Source organism: Candidatus Desulforudis audaxviator MP104C, assembly GCF_000018425.1.
GTDB classification, from domain to species: domain Bacteria; phylum Bacillota; class Desulfotomaculia; order Desulfotomaculales; family Desulforudaceae; genus Desulforudis; species Desulforudis audaxviator.
On the sequence record NC_010424.1, the window covers coordinates 533007 to 556911 of the forward strand.

At 57.7% G+C, this 23905-nt stretch carries 20 protein-coding genes, 1 tRNA gene and 1 other RNA gene; 20 read left to right on the forward strand and 2 right to left on the reverse strand.

Going from position 1 to position 23905, the window contains the following annotated elements:
- Positions 1-266 precede the first annotated feature (266 nt).
- Positions 267-341 (forward strand) — tRNA-Val (locus DAUD_RS02540).
- 145 nt (positions 342-486) lie between these two features.
- Positions 487-930, forward strand: a complete 444-nt coding sequence (locus DAUD_RS02545; RefSeq protein WP_012301628.1) for a PPC domain-containing DNA-binding protein — start codon at positions 487-489, stop codon at positions 928-930.
- A gap of 281 nt (positions 931-1211) precedes the next feature.
- Here DAUD_RS02545 and DAUD_RS02550 read toward each other — a convergent pair whose 3' ends face one another.
- Positions 1212-1559 carry a hypothetical protein gene (locus DAUD_RS02550; RefSeq protein WP_012301629.1) on the reverse strand — a complete coding sequence of 116 codons (348 nt, stop codon included), beginning with the start codon at positions 1557-1559 and terminating at the stop codon, positions 1212-1214.
- Positions 1560-1641: 82 nt separating this feature from the next.
- The gene (locus tag DAUD_RS02555; RefSeq protein WP_012301630.1) at positions 1642-1923 is read right to left on the reverse strand and encodes a hypothetical protein; all 282 of its coding nucleotides are present in this window, start codon (positions 1921-1923) and stop codon (positions 1642-1644) included.
- A 103-nt stretch (positions 1924-2026) separates the two neighbouring features.
- Here DAUD_RS02555 and DAUD_RS02560 point away from each other — a divergent pair, with 103 nt between their 5' ends.
- The 18 genes from DAUD_RS02560 (at position 2027) to DAUD_RS02620 (ending at position 23794) form a co-directional block, all read left to right on the forward strand.
- The gene (locus DAUD_RS02560; RefSeq protein WP_012301631.1) at positions 2027-2722 is read left to right on the forward strand and encodes a tRNA (adenine(22)-N(1))-methyltransferase; all 696 of its coding nucleotides are present in this window, start codon (positions 2027-2029) and stop codon (positions 2720-2722) included.
- On the forward strand, positions 2713-3501 hold the full coding sequence (locus DAUD_RS02565; RefSeq protein ID WP_012301632.1) for a Nif3-like dinuclear metal center hexameric protein: 789 nt from the start codon (positions 2713-2715) through the stop codon (positions 3499-3501). Before DAUD_RS02560 ends, DAUD_RS02565 begins: the two co-directional genes overlap by 10 nt.
- Before the next feature lie 72 nt (positions 3502-3573).
- An RNA gene (gene rnpB, locus DAUD_RS11775) (RNase P RNA component class A) lies at positions 3574-3985 on the forward strand.
- 383 nt (positions 3986-4368) lie between these two features.
- Complete coding sequence (locus DAUD_RS02570; RefSeq protein ID WP_012301633.1) at positions 4369-5541, forward strand: tyrosine-type recombinase/integrase; 1173 nt, start codon at positions 4369-4371, stop codon at positions 5539-5541.
- A 522-nt stretch (positions 5542-6063) separates the two neighbouring features.
- On the forward strand, positions 6064-6921 hold the full coding sequence (locus DAUD_RS02575; protein ID WP_012301634.1) for a tyrosine-type recombinase/integrase: 858 nt from the start codon (positions 6064-6066) through the stop codon (positions 6919-6921).
- A gap of 450 nt (positions 6922-7371) precedes the next feature.
- Positions 7372-7596: a hypothetical protein gene (locus DAUD_RS11430; RefSeq protein ID WP_049752537.1), complete on the forward strand. Its 225-nt coding sequence runs from the start codon at positions 7372-7374 to the stop codon at positions 7594-7596.
- Between the two features lie 604 nt (positions 7597-8200).
- On the forward strand, positions 8201-11581 hold the full coding sequence (locus DAUD_RS02585; RefSeq protein ID WP_200858722.1) for a helicase-related protein: 3381 nt from the start codon (positions 8201-8203) through the stop codon (positions 11579-11581).
- Entirely contained in the window at positions 11574-11786 is a 213-nt protein-coding gene (locus tag DAUD_RS11895) for a KTSC domain-containing protein (RefSeq protein ID WP_012301639.1), read from the forward strand. The genes DAUD_RS02585 and DAUD_RS11895 overlap by 8 nt, the downstream gene beginning before the upstream one ends.
- Positions 11787-11794: 8 nt before the next feature.
- A complete protein-coding gene (locus DAUD_RS02590; protein WP_012301640.1) occupies positions 11795-13786 on the forward strand; it encodes an ATP-dependent nuclease in 1992 nt (663 codons plus the stop codon).
- Complete coding sequence (locus tag DAUD_RS02595; protein ID WP_012301641.1) at positions 13767-16778, forward strand: DUF1156 domain-containing protein; 3012 nt, start codon at positions 13767-13769, stop codon at positions 16776-16778. Before DAUD_RS02590 ends, DAUD_RS02595 begins: the two co-directional genes overlap by 20 nt.
- A gap of 9 nt (positions 16779-16787) precedes the next feature.
- Positions 16788-17753 (forward strand): hypothetical protein, encoded by a 966-nt coding sequence (locus DAUD_RS02600; protein ID WP_012301642.1) that lies wholly within the window; start codon positions 16788-16790, stop codon positions 17751-17753.
- 15 nt (positions 17754-17768) lie between these two features.
- Complete coding sequence (locus DAUD_RS02605; RefSeq protein WP_012301643.1) at positions 17769-20543, forward strand: DUF499 domain-containing protein; 2775 nt, start codon at positions 17769-17771, stop codon at positions 20541-20543.
- A 785-nt stretch (positions 20544-21328) separates the two neighbouring features.
- Positions 21329-21586: a reverse transcriptase-like protein gene (locus DAUD_RS11900; RefSeq protein ID WP_012301644.1), complete on the forward strand. Its 258-nt coding sequence runs from the start codon at positions 21329-21331 to the stop codon at positions 21584-21586.
- A gap of 95 nt (positions 21587-21681) precedes the next feature.
- Positions 21682-21993, forward strand: a complete 312-nt coding sequence (locus DAUD_RS13055; RefSeq protein WP_012301645.1) for a DUF4258 domain-containing protein — start codon at positions 21682-21684, stop codon at positions 21991-21993.
- Between the two features lie 3 nt (positions 21994-21996).
- Positions 21997-22242: a type II toxin-antitoxin system MqsA family antitoxin gene (locus DAUD_RS02610; protein WP_012301646.1), complete on the forward strand. Its 246-nt coding sequence runs from the start codon at positions 21997-21999 to the stop codon at positions 22240-22242.
- Positions 22243-22473: 231 nt separating this feature from the next.
- Positions 22474-22620: a hypothetical protein gene (locus DAUD_RS12280; protein WP_166485039.1), complete on the forward strand. Its 147-nt coding sequence runs from the start codon at positions 22474-22476 to the stop codon at positions 22618-22620.
- Between the two features lie 106 nt (positions 22621-22726).
- Positions 22727-22867, forward strand: coding sequence for a hypothetical protein (locus tag DAUD_RS12285; RefSeq protein ID WP_166485076.1), 141 nt, complete (start codon positions 22727-22729; stop codon positions 22865-22867).
- Between the two features lie 564 nt (positions 22868-23431).
- Positions 23432-23794: a hypothetical protein gene (locus DAUD_RS02620; protein ID WP_012301649.1), complete on the forward strand. Its 363-nt coding sequence runs from the start codon at positions 23432-23434 to the stop codon at positions 23792-23794.
- Positions 23795-23905: the final 111 nt, after the last annotated feature.

Consider the following 23905-nt stretch of genomic DNA (forward strand, 5'->3'; position numbering starts at 1 on the left):
CCGCAAGGCACGGTAATCCCGAGCCAAGCCTCTCCGGTCGGAACCGGTGAGGAAGGTGTAGAGACTAGACGGCAGGCACCCTCCAACGAGGGTGAAGGGATAGTCCAGACCACAAACCCGAAAGGGGCAACGAAAGTTGCAGTGGGAAGCATAACCGGCTGGTTCCAGGTTCGAATCCTGGTGGGCCCACCAAAATGGAAGTCGGAGGTCGGAGGTCGGAAGTCAGACTGCAGGAAAGTGGCGGCTCCGCCGTACGACAAACATATGGGCGATTAGCTCAGGGGGAGAGCACCTGCCTTACAAGCAGGGGGCCGCTGGTTCAAATCCAGCATCGCCCACCAGTAACGACTCCGCGAAGCCTTAGAGCACACGCAAGGGTTTTGCGGTTTTTTGTTTGTGGGGGCTTGGATGAGTACAACTTGCCGAAACACGGCCGGGTTTCTCTGCTAGAATATATGGGAACCAGCAGAAGCGAGGGAATCTTGAATGAAATACGCGAGTGCTCAACTGGGCCGGGTCTTTGTCCTGTGTCTGGAGGACGGCGACCGTCTCCCGGACGTCATTGAGGGGTTTGCGGCCGAGCACGGCATTGCCGCGGCCCTGGTGTTCTTCCTGGGCGGCGCGGAAAGGGGAAGCAAGGTGGTAGTGGGACCTGAGGACGGTGACGTCGCCCGGCCTGTGCCAATGGTCGAACTGCTGACCGGCGCCAGCGAGGCGGTGGGGGTCGGCACCATCTTCAGCAATACGGACGGGGTCTCCAAGCTGCACCTGCACTCCGCCTTCGGGCGGCACCGCGAGACCGTGACCGGGTGCACCCGCCAGGGTGTGGACATCTGGCGCATCGGCGAGGTGGTCATCCTGGAGCTTACCGGCACCACCGCCCACCGGGCGGTTGACTCCCGTACCGGTTTCGAACTCCTGAAAGTGTAGTCCGCCGAACACCGCTCCGTGTGACTGCTCACCCCAAAAGAGCGGCAAGGAATTCCTCCGGGAAGACCTTGCCGTTAGTGCTCTCAAGTCCGGGTTTCACGGCGTTCTTCCTTGTGCAGTGCGAGTCTTTAATTCCGTTGTTGCTCTTATTCGTCGTTTGCGCCGGTTTTCCTGCCGCACGGTCCGCGAACCGGGTCCGGGCTCGGGCCGTGCGAGGGATCGGCGGAGGGACGAAAGGCCGCCGAAAGGCCGCCGGGATTTTCGTGGATCAATCCCGCCGGCTAATAGTTGCAGTACGGGTCGTATTGCTCGATCAGCTCGACGGCGACGGCGACGCGTCGGTCGGTGGTGGCCCGGGGCATCGGGTGCGCGGCGGCGAAGAGGCCGCTTTCCGTGCCGCCTTCCTTGAGCCAACACATATACCGGGGGTGGGTTTTCAGCAAACCAGGCTCGGACAGGTTGCTGCTCTCACCGAAGTAGATCGGCCGGTACTTTTTAGGTTTTATCTTCGGGTCGCGCACCAGGACGGCGTAGACGCCGGCCTCTCCGGGGGGGTTCCAGAGACTGAACGGAACCGGTTCCGAGAACATATAGGCGGCGAAGAGCACGGACAAGGGGATCACTCCCAACGCGGCAGACTTCCCAGGCCAGAATTCAATGCCGGCCGCCGGATTCCTGCCGGCCACCGTAATAGAGGGGTTGATGCCCTTCTCATTCCGCGCTGATTTTGGTATGCGGCGGCCCGGGGTTGAGCTTGGGCTTGGTGCCCGCCGCGATCTTGTCGGGCAGCAGGCGCACGAGTTCTTCCCGGGTGGACTCCGCTTGCTTCAGGGTCTCTCCGGTGACCGTACCCAGGTACCCAACGATGCCCAGCTTCCGCTCCAGCCAGAGTTCCGCCGTTTCTCCCGGCGCCTGGGGCAGCCAGGCCTGGCTGCTCTTGATCTCCAGAACCAGACGGTCCATCCGCCGGTAGGCCTCCAGGATGGAGTTCACCTGTCGTTGCCCATCATTCCGTGCCTTTGAGTGGTTGACAGGTTATGGACCGCCAAGTATAATTTACCGGGTGCTTCCAAAGTACAGGAGGCATGGCGGATAGATGCGGATTGAGCTGCCGGCGCGGCTCCAGGCCGTCACTGACTATGTTCCGCCCGGGAAGACGGTGGCCGACATCGGCACCGACCACGCCCTGCTGCCCGTTTACCTGGTTGCCTGGGGGGTATCGCCGCGGGTCATTGGGGTGGAGAAAGCGCCCGGCCCCCTGGAGGTCGCCCGGCAGGCGGTGGCCGGGAGCGACCTGGGCGAGTTCATCGAAATCCGGGCCGGTGACGGGCTAAAACCGATAAGCCCCGGTGAGGCCGAGGTGCTGGTGCTCGCCGGGATGGGCGGGCGGAACATCGCCGCCATCCTGGGCGCGGCCCCGGAGGTGCTGGAAACGGTGGAGACCCTGGTGCTGCAGCCTCAGGAGCCGGTGGCCCCGGCCCGCCGCTGGCTGGTGGAGAACGGCTTCCGGATTGCGGCCGAGAACCTGGTCCTGGACGCTGGGCGGCTCTACCCGGTTATCCAGGCGGTGAGGGGGCGTTCCGAGCCGTTGGACGAACTTCTCCTGGAGGTCGGTCCCGTCCTGGTAGCGGGAAAACACCCGTTCTTAAGACGCTATTTGGCCCTGATCAGGGCACGCTACGAAAAGATGCTGAACGGGCTGGGCAAAAGCGGCCGGGAGGAACTGGACGAGCGCCAGGCCGCCGCCGGAGCCCGGCTGGAACAACTGGAGGCGTTGGAGAAATGCCTGTGAAGTGCCAGACGATCATCACCTTCGTGGAGGAGATGGCCCCGCGCGCCCTGGCGCTGGAGGGGGACAACACCGGGTGGCAGGTGGGGGACCCCCAGAGCCCGGTGGAGGCCGTTCTCCTGGCCCTGGACGTGGACGACCGGGTCGTGGACGAGGCGGTGGAGATGGGGGCCGGGCTGATCGTGGCCCACCACCCCCTGATTTTCAAGCCGGTGCGCAGCGTGCGCCTGGACCTGCCCGGCGGGGCGCTCCTGGCCCGGCTGATCCGCGCCGGGATCGGCGTCTACGCCGCCCATACCAGCCTGGACGCCGCCGAGCAAGGGGTGAACGCGGTGCTGGCCGAGCGGTTGGGGTTGACCGGATCCCGGCCGCTGGACGAGGAAGACGGGCTGGGGCGGATCGGGCGCCTGCCGGAAGAGATGACCTTTGAGGTTTTCGCCGGGCGGGTAAAAGAGGTGCTCGGCGTGCCTTCCGTCCGGGTGGGCGGCCCGCGGGACCGGACGGTGTCCAAAGTCGCCCTCTGCGGCGGCTCGGGCGGCGACCTGTGGGCCAAGGCCGCCTTCGCCGGAGCCGACGTGTTCGTGACCGGTGACCTGAAATATCACACTGCGCGGGACATTCTGGCCGCCGGAATGAACTTCGTCGATCCGGGCCACTATCCCAGCGAGCGCATCATCCTGGAGCCCTTGCGCGACCATTTGGCCGGGCGCTGCCGGGCCGCCGGCGCCGACGTGCGCCTCGCCATCGCCCGGATCCACCAGGACCCGTTCGCGAACCTTTAGAACAGCGGCCGCCGGGCTGGAAACCGCCATTTTTCTTGATTTTTCGCGTCCCGGATGGTATCATGTCTTTGGCGAGTAAACCAGGTGATCGCGGGTACCGTTTGGTATTCGAGGAAAGTCCGAGCTCCGCAGGGCAGGGTGCTGGGTAACTCCCAGTGGGGGCGACCCCAAGGAAAGTGCCACAGAAATGTGTACCGCCGTGCGTCGGAGCCGGTCGCCGGAGGTCTGGAATCGGCAAGCCTTCCGAGACGGACTTCCTGAGACCGGCGGCCGGTACGGTAAGGGTGGAACGGTGCGGTAAGAGCGCACCAGCGGTCAGGTGACTGGCCGGCTAGGTAAACCCCACCCGGAGCAAGACCAAATAGGGGAACAATGGAGCGGCCCGCTCCGTTCCCGGGTTAGGTCGCTAGAGGCGTCCGGGCAACCGGCGTCCCAGATAGATGATCATCCACGACAGAACTCGGCTTACAGGTTTACTCGCCCGCGCCAAACCGCGGCATAACCCGCGGTTTGGCCCCTTTATTTTGCGGCTCGGAGAAGGGTTACAGCGGAGTTTGCACCTCAGGGAATATGCAGGAGTTATGGAGCTGTTCTTTACCGTATTGATGTTCGCCGCCGCCCGGGGTATTCCTGCCGGTAGGCCGGAAATTTTTTGTATCCGGGGGTTGCCTTTTGGTCGGACAGCGTTTAAAATATGACTAGGAGCGATGGTTACTGACCCGGCTGGCGTGATCGGCGGGGTCCAGTGGTAGGAAACGGGCTTTTCGACGAGATCGAAGGGCCGCAACAATGCAGGCTTGACCTGTTCGTTGCGGCCCTTCTGTTTTGCAGGCGACCGTTGTCAAGAGATCGGGGCAGGTGGGGACGATGACGTTCGAGGAAGCAATTGAGGCTTACTTTGAGGTCGGGGTGGTCTTGCGGGGCATGGCGGCCGGGACGGTCGAAGCCTACCGGTGCGATTTCCGTGATTTCTCCCGTTTTCTGGAATCTCAGGGAGTGGGGGAGGTACGGGAAATCACCACTGCCGTTGTCAACACCTATCTTGTTGGGTTGCGGAAGCGCGGCCTCAGTCTGAGCACCGTTCATCGCCGAAAGAACGCCCTGAGTTCGCTTTTGGGTTTCTGTGTCCAGCAGGGCTGGGTGGATAATAACCCACTTAGAAAAGTCATACTGCAGACAAAACCCCGAACCGTAAGAAATGTCGTCCTGAGCGATATGGCTGTGCGTACCTTCCTCCAGAGCGACGTTACCTACAGGTCCGTTGATGGCTTGACTGTCACAGCCATCAAAATGTTGCTAGTGTTCACGGGGTTACGCTGCTCGGAGATTGTAAGTGCGGACTGGGCGCACGTCAACCTGAACAGCGGGTTGCTCACGGTGTTCAACTCCAAGAACACCGCCAGGAAGGGTTTGCCAGAGGGTAAAGACCGCGACATCCCCTTATGCCAGACTGTCATCCAGGCGCTGAATGCCCTCCCTTACAGGCAAGGGCCGCTGCTCCAAACCAGGGGAGGCCTCCGACTCGGCGTTGATGCGCTCCGGGAGATTGTCGCCCGGCTGTCTCAGGCTAGCCGTCTTGAATACGACCATAGACCTTTGACGCCCCATTGCTTCAGACACAATCTGGCTTCCCAACTGGTTTCCCGGGGCTACTCCGAGGCAGATGTGGCTACGCTCCTGGGGCATAAACCCGGAACAGTGACGCAGGCATACATCCACTCGACAATCGAGAGGCTGCGTGAAGCGGTGCAGGGGTATGACGACGCGATAACAGCGAAAGGGGGCACCGAAGACCGCGCCGTACTCACCTCACCGGGTACCGGCCATCCGCCGAGCACCTTTGTGAGACATATGAATGTCTACGATGACGCGATGCGCTACTGGAGCGTGGTGGCCGGCGGACCGGTCGATGACCTGTTTCTGTTGGGGTTCATTTTAGGTCGCAGGTCGGCCGCCTCTACAGGGAGACTGTGCTTCCAAGAAGTTTGTACTAATCCAGCTGAGGATCCTCACATGATGAGGATGCTCCAAGTCAAGTAAACCGGGACGGCAGCCGTGAGCAACCCGTCCACTGATTACCGCTTTCCCCGGGAACCTATGTTTCCGGCTAACATAGGTTCGGTTACCCTGGCCCTGAGCTGCGCAGGGTGACACCAGAGAATTTAGTTACCCTAATTTCTTGGTTTTAGAAAAGGGTAACGGGTATCGCCCCAGCAGGATGCCCGGCCAAAGAACAAGGAACGACGACTGCTGGTAAACGGCCGGGAAGCGCAGCTTATCCTTCCCGGCCCAGACGGCGGCTCTGATGTAAGTAATGCATCAGGCGTCCCGGTAGGACGTGGCTATGCCAGCCGCCGGCCGCGCGGGCGAAGTCGGCCCGGCAAGTTTTAACTTGTAATGCGGCGATGTGCTCAACGGATTACAACCAGAAACACAAAAGCGAAGTGGTGTTAAGAGCATCACCGTTAAGCTATAAGAGTTTCGGTCTTGGAGGAAAAGAAGCAGAAACGCTCTCCCGAGACCACTGGCTGAACTATGTCCTTATGGAAGGAGGTGAAGGGGATGCCTTACGAGACATTGATGCAACAGTTGAACCGCATCCACAGGCACACGAGACAGGGTAGCATTCTGACCCGCCGCCGCTACTACGAAGCAATGAGGAGGTTTTTACGCTTTGTTGCTTGTCAATTCAAGCTTCAGAACATAGCGAATGTTTCCAACAAGCATTTGGCAGCTTATGTAGCGTATCTCAAAGAGGAAGGGCGCGGGCCCAACTACATGCGGACAGAGTTGGCTGCCATCCGTTTTTACTATGATCAAATCCCGGGCCGGCACGAGTTAACGAAGGATAACGAGGGCTTGGGTATAGACCCCCGGCAAAAAAACAGGGACAGGTCCTGGAATGACGAAGAGTTTGCAGCCATGGTCGAAGCCGCCGAAAGGGAAGGTGAGGAATGGATAGTCGATGTGCTTGTTTTGGCCAGGGAGACTGGTCAGCGCATTCACGAAGTAGTACGGCTTGATCGTGCGGATGCCGAACGCGCTTTACGGGAAGACAAGTTGACAGTCAAAGGGAAAGGCGGCTTAGTCCGCAACGTTTTTCTTACCCCGGCTGCCAGGACTACGTTAACCCGAGCAAAGAACCGGGTGTCGCGTGGTGCCAAGCTCTTTGTGCCACCAGGTCAAAAGGCGCACCAGGTCATCAAAAAAGTGCAAGACTTCATTCGCCGGCACCGCAAACCCCGGCCAGTCCCGTTGACCTTCCACGGCTTGCGTTATACCGATGCTCAGAAGCACTACCGCGAGTGCCTCGCCGCCGGCAAAAGTAAAGAGGAAGCGGAGAAAGAGACCGCCAGGCGGTTAGGGCACAGGCGGCCGCGGGTGACGCGTGGTTATGTCGGTCCGTTTGACGGATACTGAGTTATCTCTCTGCCCGAACATGGCATCTCCGGGTAATAGGGAATAGGGAAAGAAAAGACCCTCGCAGGCAGGTTATCCAGCATTTGGTGCGCTTTAAGCTCTTCCAGGCATAGCTCTAAGACTTCTTTCAGGTTCTGGTGGAGTTTGTCAAGTGTAGCTCCGTGGGTGTGCGCTCCCGGAATTCCCGATACAAATCCCACGTAAAGTCTTATTTCCGGGTCCCACTCCACAAAGGCGGTGAAAGTCTGATGCTAGAGAGCCGTCCTCAAATGGCTATTAGACGAACCGGCCAACAGCGGTTATTCAACTTTTTGTCTTTTTTCTGTAGATTTAATGGCTGAATTCTGCCAATGCTCTCCCTTTTTCCAGTATTTTGGCGAAGGTAGAAGGAAAACAAAAACTGGTGCGGAAATAATTCCTCGAATGGTAACAAAACGGGAGGGCCTGTTTATGAAAGTTAAAGTTAATGATCTTTCAAAGTTGAAGACGAGCGAATTGCTGGTCCTCTATTCGGAGATTATCGAGGAATTACGGCGTAGAAAAGCCGTACGTAGCAATAACAATCCGGTAGCCGACTATGCTGAGAACCTGGCCGTTAAAGCGCTTAGCTTGAAAAGGGCTCCATTGTCAACAAAGGGATTTGACGCTAAAGACAAAGAGGGTCATAAATTATGAAATCAAGTCCCGCCGTATAACGAAATACAATAATTCTCGTCAGTTAAGCGCTATCCGGGAGCTGGAACACCGGCACTTCGACTTTCTTGTCGGCGTACTTTTAAACGATGACTTTTCGGTGTTACGTGCATGCGTAGTACCACACGAAGAAATCAAGCGCGTGGCGACATATAGAGAACATACAAACTCATGGGTAGTCCATCTAAAGGACGATTTGTGGGAAAGTCCGGGTGTAAAAGACGTCACGTTGGCGTTTAAACAGGCTGCGGAGTCGTATTAGTGATGGAGACCCAGACCCATATTGTTCGAAATGCTTGGAAGCAGATAGGTTAGTAATTCACCTCAAGGACATTGAGCGCGTACACGCAGGGCACTGCTATGATTGCCCGAGATGTAACATGATGATTATCAATTAACGATGACCAACACATGGAGTTAAGTAGACACGCTGAAAGCGGCGCAATCTCGCTCATCGTTAGGCCATTTAACAGAGAGATTTGCCCTGAGTTCGCGGTGGTCTGGTTAAGGGTAAGGTGAAAGAATGCGAGGAAATGCAGTTCCTCGCGAGGGCCAGATTTTGAAGGGCCCTCTGTTTAATGAGCCGATGCGTGTTGAAACTGCCCGGGCAGGCGGGGACGGGAACTGGGTCCTTGGGCTGGTCGGTATACAGTCCGAGCGTTTCCGCAAGGTTACACTCAGTTCAGAAGACTTGGAACGCCTCACCATTACCGAAACTGACTACAGTTACGATGGTGACGGAAAATTGCTTCGCCTTGGGTTGCAGGCATATGCCCTCGGTATAGCGTACGAGTTTGATCCTTACTTCGGTCTTTCTATTTCCCGGGTGGACCCGCTTCCGCATCAGCTTGAAGCGGTCTATGACTATCTCCTGAAGTTGGCCCGTGTTCGGTTCTTACTGGCAGATGATGCCGGAGCCGGCAAAACGATTATGGCGGGCCTCCTAATCCGTGAGCTGCAACTGCGGGGTCTTGCCGAGCGGATTCTCGTCGTCTGCCCGGCCAACCTCTCCTTCCAATGGCAGCGGGAGCTGAAGGAGAAATTCGATGAAAAGTTCCTCGTTCTAAAGGGCGGCGATATCCGCGACCAGTTCGGGGTCAACCAGTGGCTTGAGCAGAAAAAAGTTATAACCTCGCTCGACCTGGCCAAACGGGAGGAAATTCTGCCCGGTCTCAGGCAGGTCCGCTGGGACCTTGTCATCGTTGATGAGGCCCATCGCATGTCCTGGACTCCGCCCGCGCGAAAGACCGCGCGTTACGCTCTCGGCGAGCTCCTGCGCGATACTTCCGATCACATTCTCATGCTCACGGCAACGCCTCACAAGGGGGACCCCAACAACTTTTCACTCTTTCTGCAACTGCTCGACCGGGATGCGTACGCCGACGTCCGGTCCATCCGTGAGGCCATGAACCGCCGCCGTGCGCCGTTTTACCTGCGCCGCACCAAAGAGGCGATGGTCTACTTTCCCGAGCGGCGGCCGGATGGTATATGGGTGGCGGAGAAAATATTCACCAAGCGCATCCCGCATACTGTTGATTTTCAAATAGACGGTCCCGAATTCGAACTGTACAAGGATGTTACCCGCTTCGTAAAGCGCCAGAGCGCGAAGGCCGCCGCCCGGGGCGACGATCCGCGGGCACGTGCGGTCGGCTTCCTGATGTCCCTCTATCAGCGGAGGCTGGCTTCCAGCACCTACGCCGTGCGCCACAGCCTCGAGAACCGCGCTCGCAGGCTTGAAGAAGGATTAAAGCGGGCACAGGAACTGGCTGTCCTTGCTCCTCCCGACCTACCCGACCCAGAAGATCTTGAAGAAATGGAGGAAAGCGAACGCGAGCGGCTCGAGCAAATGCTCGAAGCCATCACCCTCGCGAGTAACGCCGAGCAGGTGCGCGAAGAGATTGCGGAACTCCGCCGGCTTGCCGAGCAGGCCAAGACCGTAGAAAGTTCTGACTCCGAGGCCAAGCTCTCTAAACTCAAAGACCTGCTCCATAAGGAAGGTTTTTTCGACCAGCCGGCGAAGCGCCTTCTCCTTTTTACCGAGTTCAAAGACACGCTTACCTATCTTGTCGGTAATCTCAAGACGTGGGGCTTAAAGGTCGGTTACATTCACGGGGGGATGAAGCCCGGTTCTCGTGATGAACCCGGCACGCGGCTTTACGCCGAACAGCAATTCCGTGAAGGCGAGATCCAGGTGCTTGTAGCTACTGAAGCGGCGGGCGAAGGCATCAACCTGCAGGTTTGCAACATCCTCTTTAACTACGATATTCCCTGGAATCCTAACCGCCTTGAGCAAAGGATGGGCCGGATTCACCGTTACGGCCAGCGCAAGGACTGTCTCATCTTTAACTTCGTTGCCACAAACACCATCGAGGGCCGCGTTCTTCAGCGTCTACTCGAGAAGCTCCAGGAAATCCGCGACGCCCTGGATGACGACGCCGTCTTCAACGTCGTGGGCGAGGTCCTGCCGGCGGCCCACATCGAGCGCATCCTGCGCGACTACTACGCCGGCAAGCTCGGGGATGCCGACCTCGAAGAGCGCCTACTTCAGAACGTGGATGAAGGCAGGTTCCGGGCGATTTGCGAGAACGCGCTGGAGGGGCTGGCGTCGAAGAAACTCAACTTGGCAATGCTGATAGAGCGCCGCGCCCGTGCCCAGGAGCGGCGCGTTGTTCCCGAGACCATCGCCCGCTTCATCCGCGAGGCGGCCGACTACGTGCCGCTTAAGCTCAAAGTCGTCGAAAATATGGCGCATACCTTCGAGCCTGCCAGGACGCCTTCAGTCCTGATGCGTTACGAGCGAGATCCAGATTGGAAACTCCCCGCCGTTTCGGCGAAGTATCCGCGCTGTTCAACGGACCGTGAAACGGCGGAGAGATACAGCCTCGAATGGGTCACCCCCGGCCATCCACTCTTCGAGGCCCTCCGGAGGCACACCTACGCCCAAGCTGTCGAAGCCTTCGGTAAGGGTGCCTGTTATTATTCGCTTCAGCATGAGGAACCTTCCCGGATCGACTTCTACCGCGCTCGGGTTGTGGACGGCCTGGGCCATGTGGTTCACGAGCGGCTTTTCGCGGTAGAGACTACCGCCGCCGGCGAACATTTCCTGCGTGAGCCGAACATGCTGGGAAACTTCACCCCGGCCGAACCGCCTGCCGGACTTTCCGCCGTTGCCTTTGCGCCCGAAGCATCGGCGTGGCTGTATGATAACGCGCTCCAGCCTTTTTTAGAAGAGACCCGCAAGGAACGCATCGCGGAGGTGGAGCGCATTGCCGAGCACGTGGAGCTTTCACTCACAGAGCTTCTCCAGCGTGCGGATGAAGAGATAGGGAAAGCGATCGAGGACAAGGAAAAAGGGATCCCCGGAGCGGATGGCCGATTGGTTCAGGCGGAAAATCGTCATGCGGAACTCATGGCGAGACGCGAACGCCGCCGGAAGGAACTGGAGCAGCAAAGGTCACTTACCCTTCAGGCGGTAGAGCGTATGGCCAGCGTGCTGGTGCTGCCGCACCCGGAGCGCGAGGCGCCGGATGTCCGCCAAATGCGGCCCGATCTGGAGACCGAGGCCGTTGCGATGCAGGTAGTTATGGAGTATGAGAAGGCCCAGGGCCGGCAGATCTATGATGTCCACGAGAAGAACCTCGGTTACGACGTTACCAGCCTCGACCTTAACTCCGGTGAGCTGCGCCTTATAGAGGTGAAGGGATTAGCCGAAGCCACGGGGACGATCCTGCTCACGCCTAACGAGCGTCGCGTGGCCGAGGACCGCCGCGACTGTTATTGGCTCTACGTGGTGACCAACTGCAATGCTAAGCCGCAGCTACAGGAACCGATCAAGGACCCCGCGCGCTTTAAATGGCACGAGGTCACCAAGGTGGCGCACTACTACCTGACTGTGGACGCCCTGACCCTGCCGATGCAGGTGAGGGAGGAACAGGCGTCATACAAAGGAGGTAAGCTATGTGAATAGGACACCAGTTTCTTCCAGCAACATTTGTTCTATTGGCTACGAGCCGGATACCAGAACACTGGAGGTAGAGTTCCATAGTGGCGGCGTGTACCAGTACTTCGCGGTACCCGAATCCGTGTATCGAGGATTAATGCAATCCCCGTCAAAGGGGTCTTACTTTCTTGACCATATCAAGGGCAGGTATTCTTTCAATCGGATAAGGTAGGTGGTATCATGCTCATTAGCGCGGTACACGTGAAGAACTTCCGGTCAATCCTGGATGATTCGCTTCCCTGCGACCGCTTGACGGCATTGGTAGGCCGTAATGGAGCGGGGAAGTCTTCATTACTCAGGGCATTAGAATTGTTCTATGACCCGTCTGCCAAGGTGACAACCGAGGATTTCTATGCGGAGGATACCAGTCAGGATATTGAGATTGCCGTTACCTTCGCCGAATTATCTACCGAGGAGCAAGATTTCTTTTCCGCATATATCGACAACGGTACCCTTACTGTGGTACGTGTCTTCTCGCTGGCACCTGGTAGGAAATCCGGCACCTACCATGGCATGAGGCTACAGAACCCAGACTTCGCAGAGGTTCGCACTGCAGGTGGTAGGAGAGAGATCACGAACAAGTACAATGAGTTGAGAAGTACCGAAAAGTACTCGTCACTTCCAACTGTACGGTCTGCTGACGAGGCCTTAAGCAAGCTCCAGGAATGGGAATCCGCTAACCCTAACGCATGCGTCAGGATGCGCGACGATGGCCAGTTCTTTGGGTTTACAGAGGTCGGGCAAGGTTACCTAGGTCGTCATACCCGCTTCATTCGAATTCCGGCTGTTCGTGATGCCTCAGAAGACGCCATGGAGAGAAGAGGCTCCTGCGTCACCGAGATCATGGACCTCGTTGTACGTAGCGCGCTTGCGCGCAGGAAGGACATAGCAACATTCAAGGAAGAAACGCAGGCGAAGTATAGAGATATTCTAGACCCGGCCAAACTCAGCGAACTAACAGGGCTTCAGGCACAGCTGTCCAAGACGCTGAAGCAGTATGCCCCGGAGGCTGACGTTTCCCTGCGCTGGGCTGAATTTGCTGATATTAACATCCCGATGCCTGAAGCCCAAGTCAAGCTGGTTGAAGATGGGTACGAGTCATCGGTGTTACGTACGGGTCACGGTCTCCAACGTGCCTTCATCTTGACCATGTTGCAACATCTGGTTGCGGCGCGAGAAATGAAGAAGACAATGGAGGAGGGTTTCGATTCGAAGGAGCAAAGTTCAGAGGCAGAAGAACCATACCTTCCGGGTCTCGTCCTGGCCATCGAAGAACCGGAGTTATACCAACATCCCAGCCGCCAGCGGCATCTGGCCTCCGTCCTTGTAAAACTGGCAACAGGAACAATTCCAGGAGTCGCCAAGAAAACACAGGTCATCTATTCGACTCACTCCCCCTTATTTGTTGGTCTTGACCGCTTTGATCAAATCAGGCTCCTTCGAAAAAAAGATGTTGGGGCCGGAAAGCCGAAGGTCACAGAAGTTGTAAAGGCCAATCTTGAAGCTGTGGCCGAAGAGCTGTGGGATGCCTGTGGCCGACAAGGAGTCAAGTATACGTCAGAAACGCTTCGACCCCGACTACAGGCGATTATGACTCCTTGGGTCAATGAGGGATTTTTCGCGGATGTAGTGGTGCTGGTTGAAGGTGAAGATGATCGAGCTGCCATCCTTGGTGTGGCCAGGGCGATGGGGTATGATTTCGATAGCGCGAACATCTCGGTTATTCCGTGCATGGGCAAGCCCAATTTAGATCGACCGCTGGTCATTTTTCGGCGCTTACGGATCCCTGTTTACGTGATTTGGGACAGCGATTACGGAGAAAGGGACCCGAAACCGGAAAGCAACCGCTACTTGTTGCGGCTTCTCGGCCAGGCGGAGGAAGATTGGCCGAATATAGTTGAAGACTGGTACGCCTGTTTCGAGGTGAAGCTGGAAGCGACTATTGCGGAGGAGATTGGGCAGGAGCTATTTAATCAATTGCTGTCTCAAGCCCAAAACGAGCTTGGAATCCCAAAGAAAGAGCACGCACTAAAAAACCCCGTTGTTCTTCAACAGATTGTTGAAAAAGCCGCCGCTGAAGGGAAAGAGAGCATATCTTTAAAGGGTATCGTTCAAAAAATCATTGCCCTGAAGTCCCGACAGGAGGAGAGTAATGATCCCCAAAGAGTGTAAACGGCTGGCGGAGGTAGACTTTCCGATTGCCGAGGTATCGAAGCACTCGGTGCGGGAGAAGTCTATTCGTCATGGGCACCCGAGTACGCTGCACCTGTGGTGGGCCAGACGGCCGCTTGCGGCGTGCCGGGCGATGCTCCTGGGGCTGCTTCTGCCCGATCCTGCCGATCCCTTTTGCCCCGGCGCTTTTAAGGTACAGGTTCGCCGGATTCTCTCGCGTCTTTACCAGGGGGCGGCAGACGCCTCAGATGCGGACCTGCGGCGCTGGCTGCTCAAGTTCATCGGCGACTTTGCCAACTGGGATCTTTCAACGGATCAGGGTTACCTCCAGGCCGGTAGGGACTTGGTTAAAGCGGCCCACGGTGAGGAACCGCCGCTTGTCGTTGACCCCTTTGCGGGCGGCGGGTCGATCCCACTTGAGGCGCTGCGGCTGGGCTGCGACGCCTTCGCCAGCGATCTTAACCCGGTGGCCTGTCTGATTTTGAAGGTAATGCTGGAAGACATTCCCCGCTACGGGCCTGAGCTGGCTGAGGAACTGCGCCGCGTCGGGGCAGAGATCAAGAAGCAGGCTGAAAAGGAACTGGCGGAATTCTACCCGAAAGACTCCGATGGGGCCACGCCCATCGCCTACCTCTGGGCGCGGATAGTAAAATGCGAGTCGCCCAACTGCGGCGCGGAGATCCCGCTGGTGCGCTCCTTTTGGCTCTGTAAGAAGGCGAACCGCAAGCGGGCGCTCCGGTATAAGGTAGTCTGCTCCGGGAACGAATCGCCAGCCATAGAATTTGAAATCTTTGAACCCAAGACGGATAAGGAAGTTTCCAACGGCACAGTGACGCGCGCCAAGGCCACATGCCCGGCCTGTCACATTGTTCTTCCGCCGGAGCGGGTGCGGGCACAGCTATCCGAGCAACGCGGCGGCGCGGATGTGCTCTTTGACGCGAAGAGAAACCGGGTCGGCGGCGCGCGGCTACTCGCTGTGGTGACCCTCAAGCCCGGCGAGCAGGGCCGCCATTACCGCTTGCCCACCGAGCGCGACTATCAGGCAGTTTGGAACGCGCAGAAGCGGCTGAAAGCGATCCTTGACGAGTGGGAGCGTAGCGGTAGGAAAGGTCTTTGTCCGGTGCCGGATGAGCCGTTGCCGCTGATGAGCGGAACGTTCAACGTGCCGATCTACGGCATGAGCCGGTGGGGCGACCTCTTTGCCGCGCGACAGAAAGCGGCGATGCTGACACTAGCGACACTAATTGAGCGAGTGGGGCGCGAAGAAACTACGGGCGTCCTCAGGGAGGTCCTATCGCTGTCTCTCGGTAAGGTCCTTCGTCACTGCAACGTGGTTAGCAAGTGGCACCGAGGAAGTGAGACTGTCGCTGGTGCATTCGGGATACAGGCGCTTCCAATGTCTTGGGACTTTCCGGAGATGTTCCCGCTAGTCGATTACGCCGGGGGACTGAGCGATGCGCTTGAGGATGTGAATGAGGCAGTTTCGGCAGTTGCGACGGCGGCAGGTTCGGTCGGGCAGATCGAGATCGCAGATGCGGCAGAGCATCCGCTGCCCGACGTAACGGTCTCAGTGTGGTTCACCGATCCGCCGTACTATTTTGCGATCCCATACGCCGATCTGTCTGATTTCTTTTTCGTATGGCTGAAGCGTGCGCTTCCAAGGCACCCTGGATTGGTCGATCGTTTCGATCCAGGCAATCCGCTCACCCACAAGAACCGTGAGCTGTGCGAAATGGCGCATTGGGACCCTGACCGATACGCTCACAAGAATCAGAAGTTTTTCGAGGAGGGCATGAGGGCCGCGTTCGCTGAAGGTCGCCGTGTCTTACGCGAGGATGGTGTGGGCTGTGTAGTGTTTGCTCACAAGACTACGGAGGGGTGGGAAGCGCTTCTGTCGGGGATGAGCCAAGCCGGCTGGACGATTACGGGATCATGGCCTGTCGCAACGGAAAGAGGTGCACGACTGCGCGCGCGCGAATCCGCGGCCCTTGCCACCAGCGTTCACCTCGTCTGCCGCCCCCGCCCGGAAAATGCGCCCGTGGGCGACTGGGCCGACGTCCTGCGCGAGCTGCCTAAGCGGGTCGGGGACTGGATGGAGCGCCTCCAGTCCGAAGGAATACGCGGTGCGGACCTTGTCTTTGCCTGCATCGGCCCGGCGTTGGAGATTTTCAGCCGGTACAGCCGCGTCGAGACCGCGGACGGCAGAGAAGTTAAACTTGCCGAATACCTGGAAAAGGTCTGGGAGGTCGTGGGCCGCACTGCTTTGGAACAGGTTCTTGGGACTGCTGAAGCTATGGCCCGCAACAGCGCAGTCGGGGCTCTCGAAGAAGACGCGCGTCTTACGGCGCTCTTCCTCTGGACACTCCAGAGCACCAATGGCAATGCGGCAGACATCGGTGCCCAGGAAGCTGAAGAGGGAGAGATTTCCGATGAGGACGATGAAGAGGAGACCACCCCACATCGCAAAGCGAAGGGATATACCCTCATTTTCGACGTTGTGCGCCGGTTTGCCCAGCCTCTCGGGATCAATTTGCCTAAATGGGAAGGCCGGATCATCGAAACGAAAAAGGGTATTGTGCGGTTGCTTCCGGTCGTCGAGCGGGCAAAGCAGCTTTTCGGTGAAGACGGGGCAAAGGTGACCGCAGACTGGATCGAACACAACTCGCAAAAGAATTTGCAGTTAGTGCTTTTTCCGGAACTTGAAGAGCAGCGTGCTCCGAGGGTTCGCAGACGTAGCCGCGGAAAGATATCGGTCACCCCGTCTGCCGTGGAGGGTAACGCCAAGCAGGAGGCGACTACGCTCGACCGGGTACACGCCGCGATGCTGCTTCAGGCCGGCGGCCAGACTAACGCTTTACGGGCGCTCATCAAGGCCGAGCAGGAACGCGGCCCCGACTTTCTACGCCTGGCGAATGCGTTATCGGCGCTCTACCCTAAGGGGAGCGAGGAGAAGCGCTTGCTTGACGCTATGCTGTTGGCCGTGTCGAGGTAAGAAAGAGAGATGGCAGTTGTGAAGCCTATTCCGTCAGTATGGCAAATAGCCGCCGGCCCGGCAACCCGGCCGTATGCTGATATTTTTCTCAGGTACGGCGTTGGGCTTATCGGGCCGGGCGACGCCGGACCTTGGAAACCAGAACGCGACGATATTGAGTTCGAGGGCGGTTTTGTCCGTCGCTTCGCCAGCGAGATGGAAATCGGCGATGTGGTCCTCTTGCGAACGGGTATTGCTACAATCACCGCTGTGGGGATCGTGGCGAGCGAGTACCTGTACCTTGAGCAGTTCGATGATGTAAATGGCTGGGACTTGCAGCACGCCAGGCGAATCCGGTGGTGCGCGCTTCCGCAACCGTATACCTTCGACAGCCAAGTATTCGGCGCGAATCCTGCCCGCTGCTCGCGGGTGCGGTCGGAGGAGGTCGTTGAATACGCCCTCAGGTTCATCAATTCGCCGCCGACTCAATGGCAGACAGCACCCCTTCCCGACCTCCCGCAGGAAGAGCCGCCGCTTTCGGATGTTCCGACTGTTATAAGTGAGGTGGTTGCCCAGGCGCAGGACCTGGTGCCGCTTTACTGGGACAGTGGAAGGTTTGGAGATCTACCGACTGAAGACGAGCTTGTGGGGCATTTTGTGCTGCCCTTGCTGCGCTCCTTAGGTTGGCCCCCTGAGTGCATCGCGGTGAAATGGCGCTATATTGACGTGGCGGTTTTCTCGGCGTTGCCGCGCATCGCAAAAAACTGCCAGTTTGTTGTCGAGGTCAAGCGCCTCGGCGCAGGGGTGGAGGGCGCACTGAAGCAAGCGAAGGGCTATTTAGAGTCGTTTGGAACACCCCGCGACGTTGTGGTCACCGACGGCATCCGTTACCGTCTCTATTCCTCCCAGGATAGTTTTGCGCCTGTTGCCTACGCGAATCTTGTGCGCCTGAAGGCATCAGCCGTTCGGTTGTTCGATTATCTAAAACGAAGGTAAGGAGGGGGCGAACCGATGGAACCCTGGTACAAGGTCGCTACGCCGCGAAAGGAGGTCCGCGAGGGCCGGTCGTTCAACCCGGACGAGTTCGCGATACACTTAGAACAGGTGATTGCCAAGACTGCGCCGGAGGATTATCGGGAGCCGGAACAGTTTTTTAAACGGACGTGCTTCACCCGAGCCCTGCGCGAGCATGCCGGAATGGTACTCAGGCGCCTTTCCGGCGAGACAGCGAACACCGCACCGGTCATGACCCTGATTACGCAGTTCGGCGGCGGGAAGACCCACACGCTCACGGCGCTTTATCACCTCGTCACGAGCGGGGCAAAGGCATCCAGCTTTCCGGGCGTAGCCGGCCTGATTAAGGAGGCGGGCATCAGGGCTGTACCCGAGGCCAGGGTTGCGGTGTTTGTCGGCAACGCATGGGACCCGCAGGAAGGCCGCGAGACTCCGTGGATCGACATTGCCCGGCAACTGGCCGAGGACAAGGGCGTCCAGGAGCTCGGCACGGCGGCTTTGACCACACCCCCGGGAACGGAAGCACTCAGCCGTGTATTCAAGGCTGCGGGTAGGCCGGTGCTCCTCCTTTTTGACGAGGTTTTGAACTTTCTCAGCCGCCACCGGGGCATGGCCGAGCAGTTTCACTCCTTCATCCAGAACCTGACCGTAGCCGCGACCGGCACTGTCCGGTGCGCTGCGGTTATCAGCTTGCCGCGCAGCCAGGTTGAGATGACCGAATGGGACATGCAGTGGCAGGATAGGATCACCAAGGTGGTGCGCCGCGTTGCCAAGGACCTCATCGCCAACGATGAGACGGAGATCAGCGAGGTCGTACGGCGGCGGCTCTTTGAGGAGATCGGCAGCGAACGCGTTCGTAAAAAGATATCCAAGGTTTATGCAGACTGGTGCTTCGAGCGCCGGGCGCAGTTGCCGCCCGAGTGGACGGCCGTAGACAGTGCCGCTACAGAGGCGAGGGCCAGGGAGTACCTGCGCAGCCGTTTTGAGATTTGCTACCCGTTCCATCCGGCCACGCTGTCCGTATTCCAGCGCAAGTGGCAGGCCCTCTCGCAGTACCAACAGACCCGCGGGACATTGGCCATGCTTGCCCAGTGGATATCCTGGGCCTACCGCACGGGCTTTACCGAGGCGCGCCGCGAACCGCTCATCACGCTTGGCTCTGCGCCCCTGGAGGTACCGGAATTCCGGAGCGTGGTACTCGGGCAGCTTGGGGAATCGCGCCTTGTGGCCGCTATTGACGCCGACATCGCCGGCGCGCATTCGCATGCCCGGGCACTCGATGCAGATACCAGGGGGGCGTTACGGAATATCCACCGCCGTGTAGGGACTACGATTCTGTTTGAGTCATCCGGCGGCCAGGTGGACAAGGTGGCGCATCTGCCGGAGCTGCGCTTTGCACTCGGGGAGCCCGACGTGGATACCACGTCTATTGACAACGCCGCGTTCGTGCTGGAAGACAAGTCGTACTTTATCCGCCGCGTGGGTTCAGACGGCTTCAAGATCAGTCACCAACCAACCGTCAAAAAGGTGGTGAACGACCGGCGGGCCTCCCTCGACGAAGAGTCCGAAATCAAGCCCGCTATGCGGACTCTCGTTCAGAAGGAGTTTGATAAGGGCACAAGCATCCCCATTGTGCCCTTTCCGGAAGACGGAACTGCCGTACAGGACACACCGAAGCTTACCCTGGTGGTCGTTGATCCCGAATCTGAATGGACGGGAAGCGGTTCGCTTCGGCAACAGATCGCGGAGTGGACCAAGCAGCGCGGGAAGTCACCCAGGCTTTACCCGGGTTCGCTGGTCTGGTGCATAAAGAAGCCCGGGCGCGACTTGCGCGATAAGGTTGAGCTGTGGCTGGCCTGGAAGCGTGTGGCCAAAGAGATCGCTGAAGGAACACTTGGCGGTGATTTCGACCGTGCTGATCGAATTGAAATTCAATCGAAGGTGGCCGAGGCGGAAAACGCTGCCAAAGATGAGGTTTGGGGCGGTTACCGCTTTGTGGTGATTGCAGACAACCAAGAACCGGACGGGCTTAAAACCATAGACCTCGGCGCAGGGCATTCAAGCAGCGGAGAGACGCTTTGCGGACGTGTGATAACGGTCCTGAAGTCCCAGGCTTTGCTTAACGAGTCAGTTGGCGCGGGCTACATTGAACGGAACTGGCCGCCTGCTCTGAAGGCGTCGGGAGCCTGGCCGCTTGCCAGTCTGCGGCAGAGCTTCCTTAACGGCGCGCTCACGAGGCTGCTTGATCCTGATACGATCCTTAAAGCAAAGATAGTGGAATGGGTATCAAGGGGCGATTTTGGACTCGCTTCGGGCCAGAAGCCGGGCGGGACGTACGAACGGGTTTGGTTTAGCGAAATGATCGCCCCGGAAGAAGTCGCCTTTGAATCGGGGGTATTTCTTTTAGTCAAAGAAAAGGCTAGGGCGCTAAAAGCTACCCCTGAACCCGCCGGCGAACCCAAACTTCCTCAACGCCCGGAACAAAAGCCCGGCCCGATTCCAGGTCTAAGCGCTGAGCCTGAAGCTGAGCCAGAGCCTACGCCTGTAACGGATAAGCGGACCTTTCGGGTTTTCGGCAACGTGCCCCCGGAAATTTGGAACCGGCTGGGGACAAAGGTCCTGCCAAAGCTTCGCAGCGGATCGGATCTAAGAATCGGCGTCGAGTTCTCCGTAACCGTTGAGGGTCAACTCGCCCGGAGCTTCGAAGCCGACCTTAAGCAGATACTCGCGGATCTGGGCCTGACTAATAGCGTTAAGGTTGACGTTTATTAATAGTTTGTATACTATGTCCGAATTGTCAGAACTTTAATTAAGGTACGCGTCCATGGACTATGATTACTTTCAATACCGCACGGGGATTTTTAGAAGAAGTAAACGATGGCGTAACTCGAATAAAGAAGGTCGAGGTAATCCGTCAGTCCTGGAGTAGCCATTCAGACGTGGAGATAGAATGCCAGCCAAGAACGTTCAGGCGAGGAGATCCTTTAAAAGCGCCGTTTGTTATCACTGCCACTGATTGTGTGAAACCGAGGTTGGAAGCTCAGCGCAGCCTACCTGCCGTTTTACTTAACGGAGGAACTAACAGGACTCAGTTCACTGTAAGCCGACACATACAACGGGAAATTATCGGGAAAGGAGCACGTTGTATAGGCTGTGTAACCGGAGAGGAGAACGAATCGGAGCAGCGACAGTGTGAAGGTAGCATTTCTTTTGTCTCATCCTTGGCGGGTATCTGCTTATCAGCAGCGTTAATAAGGGAGTTGGCCTTTCCAGGAGATATGGGTGCGCTTCATAACTTTTGACGCTTTTGGTATAGAGTGGCCAGTTGATCTTAGCGGCTTATCACCTCTAAGCAATTGTCCGTTGTTTAAAGATCTCCATAATAATAAGAGTGCACTTTAAAGATAATACCAAAAGCTTCGGTAAATGGACGTAAGCTTGTAGAGATTGCCAATGTTCTATCGCTTGGCGAAATCGAACTCACGCTTGAAGAGTTATCGCGAAATGCAGAAAGGTTGAAAGATTTCCTCTGAGATTGATGACCGTGATCTTGCTCATTGATAAAAGCCGAGTTTTGGGCCGTGATAAAAGCGCTGGAGTGGGCGTGCCGCAATGGTTGCTGCCGCGTCGACATACACTCCGACTGCCGGGCAGTGCTGGAGGCGCTGAAACTCCGGCGCAGGTGGAGCGAACGCTTCGTTGTCCGGATAATGGAGTTGGCCGAGCGTCTGGATTCGGTAAACTTCCAGCAAGTATCGAGAAAAGATGTGCGCGAAGCCGACTGGATGTGCAGGGTGAGGGCGAGGGCCGGATGAAGATGCCGGCCCTTCAATCAAAGCTCTTGAAGGTCAGAGTCTTGTTATAATCCAGTGTTTACTGCTATAGTGAAAGGCAGAAAGGGTGCTCGCAGGTGGATATAGCTTATATACGGGCAAGAGTTGCGGAAGGCAGGTGGCGTATCAGTTACCACGCCGTACAGCGGTGTGACGAGCGAGACCTGGATGTGGCCGATTTGGTTGCGCATCTCTCTGACGGAGAAATTTTAGAGGATTACCCCGACGATCCGAGGGGCCCCAGTTGTCTGGTATTGTGTAAACTTCCGACTGTGGAGTTTTTGCACGTGGTGTGCGGAAAAGACGAGAAGGATTGGCTGGTTATTATAACCGTGTACCGACCAGAAGAACCGAAATGGGTTGATGAGAGAACCCGAAGGAGGGTGTGACAGTTGACCGAGTGTAAGCTTTGCGGCGGAAGAGTCACTTTCAAAAAAGTCGATGTTCAAAGGAGCTGGGGCGATAGGTTGGTGATTATCACCGGTGTACCGGCGTACGTTTGCGGCCAATGCGGGGAGCAGTACTTTGATGCGGATGTGGCCTTGGAGATGGACCGGATCAAAAAAGCAGCCCGCGTTCCAGGCGAGAAGATGATCCAGGTGCCGGTACGTCCTTATACGGCCGAAGCCCGGGGATAGGAGCTTAGGACTGCGCGCAGTTTCAGGTTTCCTTTATGTGAGCGGGGGGTACGCTTTTAGGGCTGGGATTAAGGGAAATAGGGTACCGGGTACGGTAAAATAATGTCAGGCTGCTCCGTGCGCGACGGTGGGAGTCTGGTGGGGATCGGCTACCGGAGGAACCGTTACGGTGTCGGCCCGGGTGGGACAGGTTCTCGGCGGCGGAGCGGCCTGGCTGTTAGGAGGACGAGTATGGTGGACGACGCTTCCGCGGACAAGAGGCTGGCCGAGGAAATGGAAAAGGGCTATCTCGCTTGTGCGGAGATAAACCTTAAGGATGCCGAATTCTTCTTGCCGGCGCAGGCCGAGGTGGTGCTGGCCGATGAAAACAACTCCTGACGCACCAGACAGGAATAACTATCCCAGAAGCGCTGCTGAACCTCGCCCGGACAATAGGCCGTGTTACATTGATCCGTGCTGTCCCAGTTGCGGTGCGCCGCTGGTTTTGCTTGACCTTCTGAAAAGCCCCGAAACACCCGAGGATGAAATCTGGTACGACGAATTCATCTGCCCACAATGCCGGGATGGAATCCATCTTGACTGGCCGGAATCCGAGTTTAAGAAGGTTTTCGAGGCGGAGGAATGACGAAGCCGGTGTCGAGAGCGGCGACGCCGTCCGGGAGGTTGAACCCGCCGCCAGTGCAAGTGCCGCCGCCGGGCAGCTAACCACCGAAGAGATGGAGGCGGTGCGAGGGAATGGCATGGCGGGGAGCGTCGGCAGGTACGCCAGCTATGTGGGTGGAGTGGCTGCAACTGCGGCTTTTGTCCTGGCTGCAGCGCCAGTGGCTCCGGTCGCTGTAGGGTACCTTAGTGTCGCTTCGATGGGTGCCGCCGGCACAAGTACAATTACCACCGTCGTCCAATGGAGAAGGGGCGAGATAAGCAGATCCGACGCGGTCCTTTCGATCACGGTCAACACCGGGGGCCTTGCATTCGGGGTCGCGGCGCGTTCGGTGACCAGCCTCACAAGGGCTTCTGGTGGGCAGGCCTTAAGTTTTATCAGGGCGAGAACGCTGTCGGGGGCGGGGGCCCTAATGGCCCTGCCATCCTCAACCGGCCGAACCGGCCGCAGGTGAAGCAACGAACGGGGGCCGGGCCTGCGCGGCCCGGTCCCCATGTTCACCCCTGCCAATAAGGAGGTCGACTTGACGTGGAGGACGATGTTTTAATGATGCGCTTCTGGATCATTACGGTACCCGCGCTCGCAGCCTTTGTGTGGGGGGGAGTTTGGGGAACGATCAAGCGCTGGTCAATGGAGAAGGTCAGGTTGTTTGGCCTAGTAATAGTGACGATCTACTTACCTGTTTTCACTGTGTGGGTTATGCAGGCGCCGTGGTGGTGGGGAGTTATTGTGGCTGTTATTGTTCCTCCTGTTGCCTGGTATTACGTCGGAGGATTTCAATCCCTGTACGAAGCCGACATTTTGGGTTTGAGGAAGGAGCGTGAGGAAAAGAAGAAGCGTGAGGAAGAGAGGAAGAAGCGTGAGGAAAACGAGCGACAGCAGGAGAAATAAAACGGTTCTATTCTCTGGTGCGCCGGTCAAGCTCCCTCCAGCCTGCTTCTTTGCCCCGGATTTAAGGGCTTGAGGTCGGCTCTTGAAGCCGGCACGATTTGAACAACCTTT

Coding starts and splice junctions, on each gene's coding strand:
- DAUD_RS02545 (WP_012301628.1), top strand. CDS start 487: ATGAAATACGCGAGTGCTCAACTGGGCCGGGTCTTTGTCCTGTGTCTG.
- DAUD_RS02560 (WP_012301631.1), top strand. CDS start 2,027: ATGCGGATTGAGCTGCCGGCGCGGCTCCAGGCCGTCACTGACTATGTT.
- DAUD_RS02565 (WP_012301632.1), top strand. CDS start 2,713: ATGCCTGTGAAGTGCCAGACGATCATCACCTTCGTGGAGGAGATGGCC.
- DAUD_RS02570 (WP_012301633.1), top strand. CDS start 4,369: ATGACGTTCGAGGAAGCAATTGAGGCTTACTTTGAGGTCGGGGTGGTC.
- DAUD_RS02575 (WP_012301634.1), top strand. CDS start 6,064: ATGCCTTACGAGACATTGATGCAACAGTTGAACCGCATCCACAGGCAC.
- DAUD_RS11430 (WP_049752537.1), top strand. CDS start 7,372: ATGAAAGTTAAAGTTAATGATCTTTCAAAGTTGAAGACGAGCGAATTG.
- DAUD_RS02585 (WP_200858722.1), top strand. CDS start 8,201: ATGCGTGTTGAAACTGCCCGGGCAGGCGGGGACGGGAACTGGGTCCTT.
- DAUD_RS02590 (WP_012301640.1), top strand. CDS start 11,795: ATGCTCATTAGCGCGGTACACGTGAAGAACTTCCGGTCAATCCTGGAT.
- DAUD_RS02595 (WP_012301641.1), top strand. CDS start 13,767: ATGATCCCCAAAGAGTGTAAACGGCTGGCGGAGGTAGACTTTCCGATT.
- DAUD_RS02600 (WP_012301642.1), top strand. CDS start 16,788: ATGGCAGTTGTGAAGCCTATTCCGTCAGTATGGCAAATAGCCGCCGGC.
- DAUD_RS02605 (WP_012301643.1), top strand. CDS start 17,769: ATGGAACCCTGGTACAAGGTCGCTACGCCGCGAAAGGAGGTCCGCGAG.
- DAUD_RS12280 (WP_166485039.1), top strand. CDS start 22,474: ATGGTGGACGACGCTTCCGCGGACAAGAGGCTGGCCGAGGAAATGGAA.